Origin of the sequence: Staphylococcus sp. McC-251-APC-3A2, from assembly GCF_009695665.1 — a bacterium.
GTDB classification, from domain to species: Bacteria; Bacillota; Bacilli; order Staphylococcales; family Staphylococcaceae; genus Staphylococcus; species Staphylococcus cohnii.
Window position 1 is genome coordinate 673,149 of record NZ_VUNO01000001.1, and the last position, 13,649, is coordinate 686,797.

At 33.1% G+C, this 13,649-nt stretch carries 13 protein-coding genes; all 13 read right to left on the reverse strand.

The window, feature by feature from the left end; genetic code table 11:
- Positions 1 to 20: 20 nt before the first annotated feature.
- Positions 21 to 1,328 (reverse strand): uracil-xanthine permease family protein, encoded by a 1,308-nt coding sequence (locus tag FYJ81_RS03265; RefSeq protein WP_107383728.1) that lies wholly within the window; start codon positions 1,326 to 1,328, stop codon positions 21 to 23.
- 303 nt (positions 1,329 to 1,631) lie between these two features.
- Positions 1,632 to 2,159 (reverse strand): bifunctional pyr operon transcriptional regulator/uracil phosphoribosyltransferase PyrR, encoded by a 528-nt coding sequence (pyrR, locus tag FYJ81_RS03270; RefSeq protein ID WP_107383727.1) that lies wholly within the window; start codon positions 2,157 to 2,159, stop codon positions 1,632 to 1,634.
- A gap of 426 nt (positions 2,160 to 2,585) precedes the next feature.
- Positions 2,586 to 3,503: an RluA family pseudouridine synthase gene (locus FYJ81_RS03275; RefSeq protein WP_107383726.1), complete on the reverse strand. Its 918-nt coding sequence runs from the start codon at positions 3,501 to 3,503 to the stop codon at positions 2,586 to 2,588.
- Positions 3,504 to 3,515: 12 nt separating this feature from the next.
- Positions 3,516 to 3,992, reverse strand: a complete 477-nt coding sequence (gene lspA / locus FYJ81_RS03280) for a signal peptidase II (RefSeq protein WP_154409299.1) — start codon at positions 3,990 to 3,992, stop codon at positions 3,516 to 3,518.
- 136 nt (positions 3,993 to 4,128) lie between these two features.
- Positions 4,129 to 4,923: a VOC family protein gene (locus FYJ81_RS03285; protein ID WP_107383725.1), complete on the reverse strand. Its 795-nt coding sequence runs from the start codon at positions 4,921 to 4,923 to the stop codon at positions 4,129 to 4,131.
- A 314-nt stretch (positions 4,924 to 5,237) separates the two neighbouring features.
- A complete protein-coding gene (gene ileS / locus FYJ81_RS03290) occupies positions 5,238 to 7,988 on the reverse strand; it encodes an isoleucine--tRNA ligase (RefSeq protein ID WP_107383724.1) in 2,751 nt (916 codons plus the stop codon).
- 239 nt (positions 7,989 to 8,227) lie between these two features.
- Positions 8,228 to 8,842 carry a DivIVA domain-containing protein gene (locus tag FYJ81_RS03295; RefSeq protein WP_107383723.1) on the reverse strand — a complete coding sequence of 205 codons (615 nt, stop codon included), beginning with the start codon at positions 8,840 to 8,842 and terminating at the stop codon, positions 8,228 to 8,230.
- Between the two features lie 133 nt (positions 8,843 to 8,975).
- On the reverse strand, positions 8,976 to 9,746 hold the full coding sequence (locus FYJ81_RS03300) for a YlmH family RNA-binding protein (RefSeq protein WP_107383722.1): 771 nt from the start codon (positions 9,744 to 9,746) through the stop codon (positions 8,976 to 8,978).
- Positions 9,747 to 9,852: 106 nt separating this feature from the next.
- Positions 9,853 to 10,143, reverse strand: a complete 291-nt coding sequence (locus tag FYJ81_RS03305; RefSeq protein WP_107385915.1) for a YggT family protein — start codon at positions 10,141 to 10,143, stop codon at positions 9,853 to 9,855.
- A gap of 12 nt (positions 10,144 to 10,155) precedes the next feature.
- Complete coding sequence (locus FYJ81_RS03310; RefSeq protein WP_107383720.1) at positions 10,156 to 10,737, reverse strand: cell division protein SepF; 582 nt, start codon at positions 10,735 to 10,737, stop codon at positions 10,156 to 10,158.
- A 5-nt stretch (positions 10,738 to 10,742) separates the two neighbouring features.
- Complete coding sequence (locus tag FYJ81_RS03315) at positions 10,743 to 11,417, reverse strand: YggS family pyridoxal phosphate-dependent enzyme (RefSeq protein ID WP_107383719.1); 675 nt, start codon at positions 11,415 to 11,417, stop codon at positions 10,743 to 10,745.
- Positions 11,418 to 11,435: 18 nt separating this feature from the next.
- The gene (pgeF, locus tag FYJ81_RS03320) at positions 11,436 to 12,224 is read right to left on the reverse strand and encodes a peptidoglycan editing factor PgeF (RefSeq protein WP_107383718.1); all 789 of its coding nucleotides are present in this window, start codon (positions 12,222 to 12,224) and stop codon (positions 11,436 to 11,438) included.
- 236 nt (positions 12,225 to 12,460) lie between these two features.
- A complete protein-coding gene (gene ftsZ / locus FYJ81_RS03325) occupies positions 12,461 to 13,627 on the reverse strand; it encodes a cell division protein FtsZ (RefSeq protein WP_019469315.1) in 1,167 nt (388 codons plus the stop codon).
- Positions 13,628 to 13,649 lie beyond the last annotated feature (22 nt).

Here is a 13,649-nt window from a genome sequence, read left to right on the forward strand (position 1 = left end):
CCTAATAATGAAATACACATTTATCTATTTGTTTCAATCTCTTGCGGTAAAATTAAGTTTAGTAGAATACCAGCTAGTGCTGCTAATGCCATACCTTCAATTTCTAAATTAATACCTATCCCATTTAAGTTGAAGACGAGGTTGCCAATACCTATTACTAGTATGACTGATGCAATGACAAGATTTCGGTTACTTGCAAAATCAACCTCACTTTCTACAAGCATTCTCAGACCACTTGCTGCAATAATTCCAAAAAGTAATATCGATACACCTCCCATAACAGGTGTTGGTATAGATGAAACCAATGCTGTGAATTTGCCTACAAATCCTAATATTATAGCTATGACTGCAGCACCTCCAATCACATATATACTATAAATTTTCGTGATAGCTAATACGCCGATGTTTTCTCCGTAAGTTGTACTTGGAGGACCACCTATAATACTTGCAAACATTGTTGACACACCGTCACCAATAATGGATTTATCTAATCCTGGATCTTTAAAGAAATTTCGTCCCACGATTTTGTTAATCACCATTTGATGTCCAATATGCTCACTTACCGTAACAAAAACGATTGGTATTAAAACGAGCACCAAACCTAGATGAAATGATGGCGTGTAATCTTTAAACGGCAGGTACACCTCTGGAAACTGAAGCCATTTTGCTTCGGCTACAGGTTTAAAGTTAACAAGACCCATAAAAATTGAAACAATGTAACCCGTTATAATGCCTATTAATACAGGTATAAGCGACAAGAAACCTTTAAAGTATCCTTGAACCATAATCGTTACAAGCAATGTAATCATTGCTACTATTAAATAACTTAAGTTATAACCCTTCATATCCCCTGAATTTTCAAACATTGCCATGTTAACCGCAGTAGGTGCCAGACTCAAACCAATCACCATAATGACAGGTCCGACAACTACAGGAGGGAGTAAGTGCATAAGCCACCCTGTTCCACTTAATCTAATAGCTAATCCGATGAGCACATACATTACACCGCTCATAAACAATGCCACTAACATGTCACCTAAGCCATGTGAATTCAATCCAGTTATGATTGGTGTGATAAATGCGAAACTTGAACCTAAATATGCTGGTATTTTCGCTTTTGTAATTAGTATATACAATAATGTCCCTATGCCTGATGCTAGTAAGGCAGATGATATGGGTAATCCAGTTAAAAAAGGTACGAGAACAGTCGATCCAAACATTGCAAATAAATGCTGGGTGCTTAAAAATGCCCATTGTCCTAATTTAGGTTTATCTCGTACATCTAATACTGGTTTAGCTGTCCGTTCAAACATTGTTTCATTTTCCATGACTTTCCGCTTCCTCTCATAAAAAAAGTCTCTTTACATTGTTTTCATGTAAAGAGACTTAAAAAGTATCAATCCTCAAATCAAAATTTAGCTCATTCAAACAAAATTACTGCTTAAAGCGTAAGGTTTGTTATTTGAATACTAGGCTTAAATTAAGATTAGATGATATGGAGAGAATCTATAGTATATGGTTTATATAATATAACTATATTTTGAAATGTGGTTGCTTTGAAACTTAATTTTGACTTCCACATGATTCTCTTCCCTTTTTCAGTCTCTCGTACTGAATTAAAAGGTGTTGATTTATTCAATTACAACTGCATTTCTATTATCTATTTCACTAAGAAAAACTGAGACAGCTTCTTCTCTAGCAGTAGGTATGTTTTTACCAACAAAGTCTGCGCGTATCGGCAGTTCTCTATGACCGCGATCGATAAGTGTTGCTAGCCCTATTTTTCTAGGTCTTGCATATTGAAGTACTGCATCAAGTGATGCTCTAACTGTGCGTCCAGTATATAAAACATCATCCACTATAATTACGACTTGATTTGTTATATTGACATCAATTTCATACGTTTGTTCTGCAGCTTGATCTATTGTCTGTTCCAAATCATCTCTAAATTGTGTAATATCAATGGTACCTGTTGGAACAGTGATTTCTTCAATTTGTTCGATTTTTTGTTGTATTCGTCGCGCTAAAAATGCCCCTCTTGTTTTAATGCCTAACAAAATTAAATCATCAGTACCTTTATTATATTCTAAGATTTCATGTGCAATACGTGTCACTGTTCTTTGTATTGCTGCTTCATCCATAATCACTCGTTCTGACATTTTGGGCACCTACCTTAATCTTAATGATATAAAAAAACCTCACATCTTCAGAAGACATGAGGTTGCATAATAAAATATTACAAACAAAACGCAGAGACATTTCTGAATTTCAGATGATTTCTCCATCATAACCCATTTTGTGTCTGTGATTACGATTTTTATCGCGTTTACTATAAAACTACGACGGCTTTTAGCTATTTTTGTGACTAAAATGCTTTGTTTGTATATTCTATTTTCATTACATGTCTTCGAAGCCTCTCTGGACTTTCAATTAAAGACGTTCGTTCTTTATTAAACTGTCATTATATTATCATGAATAACATGTCGTTGCAAGTCTATATTAGAATATAGTTCGATTTGTAAAAGCAATCGCTTCAATTCAAATATCATGGTATGACTTTCAATTTGTCATATAACTTAGCCTTATTAATTATCAGATTTACGAATATCATTTAAAAGTTGTTCAAAATCATCTGGTAAAGGTGAAGTCTTTTCAATGTAAGCTTGTGTAACTGGATGTTCAAAACCAATTACTGCCGCATGCAATGCTTGACCACCAATATCTAATGTTTTCTTCTGACCATATTTTGGATCTCCTACTAATGGATAACCAATATATTTCATATGCACACGAATTTGGTGGGTACGACCTGTTTCTAACTGACATTCTATTAAAGTATACTTATTAAAATGTTCTAATACATTAAAGTGAGTGATTGCGTCTTTACCATCATCGACTACAGCCATAGATTGACGGTCATTTTTATTTCGACCAATAGGTGCATCAACAGTACCATAATCATGTGGAATGTTACCATGTACTAATGCAATGTATTTACGCGTGACTGATTTATCTATCAATTGTTCAACTAAACTACGATGTGCAATATCGTTTTTCGCAATCATTAATAAACCTGAAGTATCTTTATCAATACGATGTACAATTCCCGGACGTATTTCACCATTTATACCAGATAAGTCTTTCATTTGATACATTAAACCATTTACTAATGTACCTGTATAATGACCTGCAGAAGGATGTACTACCATACCCTTAGGTTTATAAACAATTGCGACATCATCATCTTCATAATAAAAATTTAGATTAAGATTTTCTGGCTTAATATCTGCCTCAACAATTTCTTTTTCAGTTACTACAATTTTATCATTTAGCTTAGTTTTATAATTGGATTTTATCACTTTATCATTGACTTTAACTAAACCTTCTTTAATCCAATCTTGCATTTGAGTACGTGACCATTCAGCATTAAACTCAGGCAAAAGTTTATCTATTCGTTGTCCTGCGTTAGCTGGGTCTTCTATGTTAAACTCATGAAACTCCATACACTATCTCTCCTATTCTTCTGTCCTCATATCCCTTAACAAAGCGATTATTACTAAAACGACGCCTATAGTTAAACTAGAATCAGCTACGTTAAATATTGGAAAATTATAACTAAATATATAAGTATCAACAAAGTCTACAACTTCACCGTTTAATACACGGTCAATAAAGTTACCTAAAGCACCAGCAAACAATAAACTTATAGCAATTTGCATCAATACATTATGCTTCGCTTCTTTTATAAAAAAGACAATGAGTATAATCAGAATAATGACAGTTATGATATAGAAAAAAGCCATTTTTCCACTTAAAATCCCCCATGCTGCACCATTATTTCTATGTGAAGTGATGCTCAAAAAATTAGGGATTACTTCAAATGAGTCACCAATTTGCATTGTTTTAGTTATTATAAATTTTGTGATTTGATCTAATATAAGTATAACAATTGTTATAAATATAGAAGTACCAATATAGTACTGACGTTTCATGTCTGTACCTCCTATTTATTCTACGTGCGGTCGATTTTTACAACAACTCTCATTATATCCTAATCAAACTTATAAAAAAAGTTACAGTTCAAATATTAAGTTATTTTTTTGAAACATTATTCAAATAGACATTATTTTAAAGTACAGAATAATAATTAAATCTAAACTGAATTCCGTCGGGACCAGTCAATAATTTATGTGTTGTTTCTGGAAAGTGAAAATCTACGCATGCTAGACCATAAGTTTTATGATTTTCTATGCGTTTAACACTTGATAGCCAATTATTCACTACAAGATGCTGATGATAACCATTTGAAGCCAAATATACTGCACTCTCTGTTTCTACAGAAGATGGTACCAAACCAAAGTAATTTTTATAATATTGTTTAACTCTATTTAACCGAATTGTTTTTAAATTAATATATCCGATAATACTGTCATCAGGAATGCCTTGCCATTTCTCATCTGAGACATATGTTAATAATTTAGGTACATTTAATGGTTTTGTTTCTAAAACTGCTTTTTCATTTTCAATAGACCATTCATCAATTGGATTGTCTACATAAAACTCTAAGCCATTTCCTTCAGTATCTTCTAAATATAATGAAGTTGAAATATCATGTTCTCCACCGTTGATTGGTATTTTATATTCACTTAATTGTACAAGTAGGTCTGCTAAATCTGTTTTTGTTGGTAATTTAATAGCTAAGTGAAATAAACCTGCTTCTGAAACAAGTGGTTCTCTTCCTATATTTATTTGATTAAGTGTCATGAAGTGATTTAGATTTCCAATCTCATATTGAATCGTAGAATATGATTCATTCACTACATTTAATCCAATTATGTCTCCATAAAATTTTTTCATTTCATCTTTGTCTCTCACATTTAATATAATGCCATTTACAAAATGCGCACTTTCGTTATGGAACATATTTAACACCTTTCTAATTACTTATTGCATTCATTATATATGAATTGTTCAATTTTAAATTTCAATATGCTCATTTTAATTTAAAAATTGGATTTGCTAAATAACTCGCTTAAGTTTTTTATATTAGAGAAAAGAAAACCTGGGACATCACAACGATGTCTCAGGTTTTTCAAAAATATTAGTCGAAAGTTGTTGTAATGTTTAAAATACATACCGAATTTAACTTGATTCAATTCAAATATGTTGGAACAAAACTGTGGAATATTTTGTTAATACAGTTATTGCCATGCTCCTGCATTTTCATTTATAAATATTTAAACAAGTGTTTTAACAACTGCTTGACAACGTGGGCATAAGTTATCTAGTTCGCCTACAGAACCTAATGTTTCACTATAATTCCAACAACGTTCACATTTTTCTCCGTGAGCATGTTCAATGTGGATATCACCGTATTGATATGCTTCTCCATTTTCAACTTTATCAACTACCTCTGCTTGTGAAGTAATGAATAGTTGTTGTAAATCAGAAAATTGTTGTAAAAACGTAGTTGCATCAAAGTTATCATTACTACCGATTACTACTTTGGCTTCTAATGATTTTCCAATTACTTTTTCATTACGTGCAACTTCTAAAGCTCGGTTCACATCGTCACGTAATTTCATAAAAGTATTCCATTTTTCCATGAATTCAGCATCAACAGCGACACGTTCAGGCATGCGTGATAAATGCACACTTTCTTCCTCTACATGTGGAATATGTGACCATACTTCTTCAGACGTATGTGCAAGAATAGGCGCTAATAGTTTCGTCATGTCTACTACAATTTGATATAACACAGTTTGCATACTACGACGTTTATGTGCATTTTGCTCTTCTATATATAAGATGTCTTTACCATAATCTAAATAGAAATTACTTAGTTCAACGTTAATGAAATTTTGTAATTCTTGATATATATCTAAATAATCATAGTTATCATAATTGTCTAATGTGTTCGCAGTAAATTCACGTAATCTATTTAATAAATATTTATCTACTTCTAATAAATCAGATTCTGGGACTGCATCTGTTGACGGATTATAATCATTTAAATTACCCAACATAAATCTTAATGTATTTCTAATTTTACGATATACGTCAGAAGTTTGTTTTAAAATTTCATCTGAAATACGCACATCTGATAAATAATCAACACTACTTACCCAAAGACGTGCAATATCTGCACCTTTTTGTTTTACTATTTGATCAGGTACGATGACATTGCCTAATGATTTACTCATTTTTTTACCTTCGCCGTCCATCACGAATCCATGTGAAAGTAACATTTTATATGGTGAAATACCTCTTGTAGCAACAGATGTTGTAATTGAGGAGTTAAACCAACCACGGTACTGGTCACTACCTTCTAAATATAAATCAGCAGGATAAGATAATTCCGGACGCTCTTCTAATACACCACGATGTGATGACCCTGAATCGAACCAAACATCCATGATATCTGTTTCTTTTGTAAATACACCATTCGGACTGCTTGGATGTGTGAATCCGTCAGGTAATAAATCTTTAGCTTCTCGCTCAAACCACACATTTGAACCATGTTCTTGGAATAAATCTGCAACATGATTAACAGTTTCTTTAGTCATAATAATGTCGCCGTTTTCCGCATAAAATACTGGTAATGGCACGCCCCAGACACGTTGACGTGAAATAACCCATTCGCCACGGTCTCTTACCATGTTGTAAATACGAGTTCTACCCCAATCAACCTTAAAGTGTGTATTTTCGATTGCATCTAAAATATCTTGACGTACTTTATCAATAGAAGCAAACCATTGTGGAGTTGCACGGAAAATAACAGGTTTCTTAGTACGCCAGTCATGTGGGTAACTATGTGTCATGAATTCTAATTTCAATAATGAACCATTCTCTTTTAATAAATCTGTAATTTCTTTATTGGCTTTATCGTAGAACATACCTTCAAATTGACCAGCTTCTTCTGTAAATACACCTTTATCATCTACAGGGCTGATAACAGGCAAGTTATATTTTTGGCCTACAATAAAGTCATCTTCCCCGTGTCCAGGAGCCGTATGAACACACCCTGTACCAGCATCTGTTGTAACATGTAATCCATTAATCACTAGTGACACACGATCAGCAAATGGATGTTGTGTTTCGATGTATTCTAAGTCACTACCTTTGAATTCTTTTTCTAGTTCAATGGCATCTTCGTCCCATTCTAATGCTTCAGCAACATTAGCTACTAAGTCTTTGCCGATGATGTATTTGTCACCGTTCACATTATATTGACCATAAACTAAATCTGGATGTACTGTGATTGCAACATTAGATGGTAATGTCCAAGGCGTAGTAGTCCAAATAACGAATTTTGCATCTTCAGCAACAATACCTTTACTATCTTTAACATCAAATGCGACATAAATAGATGGCGAACGCTTATCTTGATATTCAATTTCTGCTTCAGCTAATGAAGATTCACTAGATGGTGACCAATAAACTGGTTTTTTACCTTTATAAATAAGTCCTTTATCAGCCATTTCACCAAACAAACGAATTTGAGCAGCTTCATATTCTGGTTTTAAAGTTATATATGGATTAGCAAAATCTCCTTTAACACCAAGGCGTTTAAAATCTTTTTTTTGATTTTCAATTTGCTCTAACGCAAATGCTTCACATTTTCTTCTAAACTCAGCAATTGATAATTCTTTACGCTTAACACCTTTTTTAGTAAGTGCTTGTTCAATTGGTAATCCATGTGTATCCCAACCTGGAACATATGGTGTATAGAAACCTTGCATTGTTTTATAACGCGTAATAAAATCCTTCAAAATTTTATTTAACGCATGTCCCATATGTAAATTACCATTTGCATATGGCGGACCATCATGTAAAATGTAATGTTCATTATCTTTGTTTTTTTCTAATGCTTTTTGATAAATATCATTAGCATCCCATTCTTCTTGAATTTTTGGTTCTTTATTTGGTAATCCTCCACGCATTGGAAAATTCGTTTTTGGCATTAATAACGTATCTTTGTAATCCATTTCCTACACTCCTTATTACAATATTCTGACTTGTCTAGTATCTAACAATAAAAAGAACTCTAAGTTCAATTAACAGGGACGATATTTACCGCGTTACCACCCTGATTAACTCAACTTAGAGTTCTCTCATTGCATGTTATTCAATTAAAACGACAGTGATATAAGAAACAAATATATATTAGGCTCGCACTATCCCTAACTCGCTTGAATATATCGACTGTTTCTTACGCGTCTGTTGTTTATTGTTTATTCTCATTATCTGTTGCTTCTGCATCCGCTTCTGCTGCACTATCTGCTTCAGCTTTTGCTTTCATCGCTTTTTCTTCTTCAGTTAATTCATTTTCATTTAAATGATTAATGTTCTCTTGCGTTACTTGTTCAGAATCAAGGTCATAATTCAATAAATAATCCCAATCATCATTTTTGAGTAAATCTAACTGTGCTTCTACTAACATACGGAAACGAGATCTAAATATTTTAGACTGACGTTTCATATCTTCTGTTTGGAAAGAAAGTCGACGAGCTTTTTCAACTGCATCATTGACAATACGATCTGCTTCACTTTTCGCTTTTGCAATTGTTGCCTCTGCATCTTTATTTGCTGCTGCTTTCGTTTCTTCTCCAGCTTGTTTCGCTTGAACTAATGCATCGCTCACTGATTGATGCACATCTTTATAAGATTGAATATTCGTTTCTTTATCTTCAACAACTTTTTCTAATTGTGCTTTATCTTCTTTTAAACGTTCAATTTCATTACTGAGTTGTTCTAGATAACTTTCAACTTCAGTTGGTTCAAAACCCGTTTTAACACGAGTAAATGATTTGTTTTTTATTTCACTTGGTGTAAAAGCCATGCGTCATTATCCTCCTTTTATCATACACTATTTTGTTATTTCATTAAATATCAGAAATAAAATTTATTTTATATAGTATCAATGCTAATTTTAGTCGTTAAAATTCGGTTGTTTTACACTTTATAAGTATAACTTATTTAAATAAAGTTTTGTAGGAAATTCGTGTTTTATCTTTTTTTGTTTTTCCACCGATATCAACAACCATCGCTCTTCCGTATCCTTGAATAGACAGTAAGTCACCTTTGTCCAGTTGGAAATCAGCAGAATCAATAATCGTATGGTTAACTTTAACACGTTTCTTTTCAATTAACTGTTTGCTAATAGAACGCGATTTACGAATCATTTCTTTTAGAACGACATCTAAACGTAAACCAGATACGGTTGTCTCAAATGAGTGCCAGTTCTCTTTTGATTGTATCATATCTTTTATTGGTATCGCATTAAGTTTAACTGTAGCGCCTTTAATTTTATTTAATTCCAATATAATATATGATTCTAATTGCTTTGTCAAAGTAAATTGTATACTTTCATCTACCACAATGTCACCTAATTGGTCTCTTTCGATACCTAATGACATGATTGTACCCAGTACATGTTGATGTTGAAGTGTGACAAATTTTTGAGGATAATCAATTTCAAAAAGAATGATTTCAAAATCTTCCACTTCAGGTTGAAAGTAATCTGGTGCTATGATAGCTCTTTGTCTCTCAGCAAATGGTCCTCCATAAAATGTAACTTCTAAATCTTGAAAACTACCAACTATAACATTTAATATATATTGGCCTCTGGGATCTAAAAAAGAAGTTAACACAGGCGCAAATTGCTCATTGGCACGATAACACTTATCGATAAGTTGATCGATTAATTCATGCTCTTCTTTTCTAAAATGTTGATAAATATCGATGTGATTTCACTCCAAATATAAGTTAAAGCACCTCTCGTTTTTAACGTTAGGTGCTTAACATTTATTTTAAACTTTATTCAATTATTATTTATTCTCAGTACAAAACTTACACTAAATTTCTTAAAATCAAACTAAAAATATTTGCCAAGCCAGTTTGGAATAATACAAGTACAATTATTGCAACAATTGAAGAAATATCAATCATGCCAATGGGCGGAATAATTTTACGGAATGGTTCTAAAAACGGCTCATACAATTTTGATAAAAATCGACCGAATTTATTTTCCCGTGCACCTGGAAGCCATGACATAAAGAAATACACAATCATCCCAAAGTAATAAATTTTGACCAAGAATAAAATAAATTGAAATATATTTGCTAATAAACCTATATCCATGAATGTTTACCTCTATTCACCTTGGTATTCCATATTTTCAATTTGGTCCGTTATGCTTCCTGCGACTTCAACATTATCTGGCGTACATAAGAATATATCAGAACCTACACGTTGAATGTCTCCACCAATTGCATAAACGGTACCGCTTAGAAAATCGATAATTCTTTTTGCAGACACTTTATCAATACGTTGTAAGTTTACTAAAGTTGCTCTGCGATTTTTTAATTCATCCGCAATATCTTGAGTATCTGAAAAGACGCGTGGCTCAAATAAACACATTTTAGAACTTTCTTGCGTAAATCCATAATTATTTTGTTCTTGATTATTCATGTTCACAACGTTCCTAGTATTATTTTTAGGTGCACTGTTATTCATTTGATACTTCCTTTCCCCTGTTGATTGTTGTAATCTTGTTGGTTGTTTTTTGGGTACAGACTGTATACGTTGTCTTTCTGTATTTTCAGTTTGTTGATTATTATAATTTGTTTGAGACTGTGCTTGTTGTCTATCTTGTTCTTCTTCGGGTGGCGCTTTTAAATCATCGTCTTCCTCTTCAACTACGAAAAAACCACTAAATAAATCTTTTAAAGCCACGGGGCTCACTCCTCTTTTCCTACAAGTTTAGTCCCAATTCTCACAAATGACGCACCTTCTTCAGCTGCTAAATGGTAATCATTACTCATTCCCATCGATAACTCTGTGCATGGTGCATAATTTAAATTGAGCGCTTTAATTTCATCTCTTTTTGCTCTTAATGATTTGAATAAATCTTTAATGTACGGTTCATCGTCCGTATATGGTGCCATTGTCATAAGACCAGTAATTTCTATGTTTTCATATTGCTCTAAATCTTTAATAAACGTATCTACTTCATCTAAAGCGATGCCTTGTTTTGACGTTTCTCCAGAAACATTTACTTGAACAAAACATTTCACTTTATGTTCAGCTCTTTTATTAATCTCTTTTGCTAATTTCAGACGATCTAAAGCGTGAAAATAGTCGATATCATTGATTACTTCTTTAACTTTTCTTGTTTGTAAAGAACCGATAAAATGCATGACTACATCGTCTGGTAAAGCTGCTTTTTTTTGTTGAAAACCTTCTAAACGATTTTCACCAAAGTGTCTAATACCTGCTTGGTAAGCATCATTAGCTCGCTCTATTGTAACATATTTTGTCACTGCTATCACGTGTGGGACTGTTGTAATATTTCCTTTTTTACAATGTATGTCCAATTGATTATTTATTTGCGTTAAACTTTGCTGTACATCCAATTTTTATACACCTCTTAGTTATTGACCAATATAAGCTAACATACGACCAGTATTACCTTTCTCTACTCTATATGAAAAGAATAAAGTTAAATCTTCTGAAGTAGCATAATCTGTTATATAAATATTATTTTGGGGAACGCCACCATATGCTAGCAACATAGCATTTGCTTTTTTTAAGTCTATACCGTGACGGTTTTCTGCTCTCGTCTCAATATATTGATGTGAATCTATAGGTAAGCGCTCAAATTTACTTTTAATATCATCATTAATTTCATATGAATTTGCTGTTGCTGGTCCTATAACAACTTTTAAATCATTAAAATCAAATGGTATATGTTTTAACATTTGATTGCCAATTTGTCCTACTGTACCACGCCAACCCGCATGAGCCAAACCAATAAAATCATGCTTTTCGCTGTAAAAATAAATTGGTACACAATCTGCATAACACATGGTTAATAAAATATCTTTTTCAAATGTATACATACCATCTATACCATGTAACGCATTAGAAAGTCTATCAATATTTGTACCCTTATCTTTGTTAGTAATTTCAACCACTTTATTTTCATGTGTTTGAATCGGAAAAACCCATTGATTTGTGGGAAATTGAATTACAGAAGCAAGTAACATTTGATGCTTTGTAACATTATCTTGATCATCATTAATATATCTTGCCATGTTAAATGCATTTTTCGGGTAATTACTAAATCCATCTTCTCTTGTTGTTATACCCAATTTCACATTGTTTAATTGATTGTCATCATATTTTAAAATATGACGATCTTTGATAAATTTCTCTTGCATGTCATAAACCTCCAGCTATTCAACATTTACAAACTATCTAAAGTCATTGGGAGATTCTAAATAATTGGAAACTACATTTTGTCCATAACGAATTATTTCACATCTAATTATATGCCAATTTCTAAATTCAAAAAAGTCATCAGATCTTTGGACCTGATGACATCTATATGTTTTATGTTGTCTTAATTAATATTAATTATTATGAAAAACTAACAGAAGAAGAAGTTCATTCGAGATTAACGTCTAGTTCTTCTAGAACGTCTTTCTTCACGATTTCTAATAAAGCTAGGAATATCATCTTCATTTGTAGTATGTGTTCTACCTTCATTTGCACTATCTGTAGATTGTGATGCACTAGAAGAGAATGAATCTTCTTTTGCAGTTGTACTTCCGGATGATGCACTATTGCCGAATCCAGTATTTGATGCTTTGCGACCTTGAGATGAAGGTTTATCTTCAAATCCAGTAGCAATTACTGTTACCACAATTTCATCTTGTAATTCTGGATTAATTACAGTACCGAAAATCATATTAACATCTTCGTCTGCTGCATCTTGTACAATATCTGCTGCTTCCTGTGCTTCGAATAATGATAGTGATTCTCCACCAGTAATATTCATTAACACACCTTGTGCACCCACAATAGAAGTTTCTAATAATGGTGAAGAAATAGCTTTTTTAGCAGCTTCTACTGCACGGTTTTCGCCAGAAGACACACCGATACCCATTAACGCAGAACCTTGGTTAGACATAATTGTTTTAACGTCTGCAAAGTCAAGGTTAACTTCACCTGAAACAGCGATTAAATCTGAAATACCTTGAACACCTTGACGTAATACATTGTCAGCTTCTTTAAATGCTTCCATCATTGGTGTAGACTTATCAACAATATCTAATAAACGGTCATTAGGAATTACGATTAATGTGTCAACAGCAGCTTTCATTGATTCTACACCAGCAGCTGCTTGTGTTTGACGTTTACGGCCTTCAAATCCGAATGGACGCGTAACAACACCAACTGTTAACGCTCCCATTTCTTTTGCGATTTTCGCTACAACTGGCGCAGCACCTGTACCAGTACCGCCACCCATACCTGCTGTTACGAACACCATATCCGCACCTTGGATGGCATCTTCAATTTGCTCACGCGATTCTTCGGCAGCTTTTTTACCTATTTCAGGGTTTGCACCAGCGCCTAAACCACGCGTTAATTTTTCACCAATTTGGATTTTAGACTCAGCTTTAGATAAGTTTAAAGCTTGTCCATCCGTATTGATGGAAATAAATTCAACATTATTCATACCATGATCAATCATTCGGTTAACAGCGTTATTTCCGCCGCCCCCTACACCGATGACTTTTAACGTCGCTAAATGATTAAATCCTTGTTCAAATTCTAACATTTAAATTTCCTCCTAGTTTTAG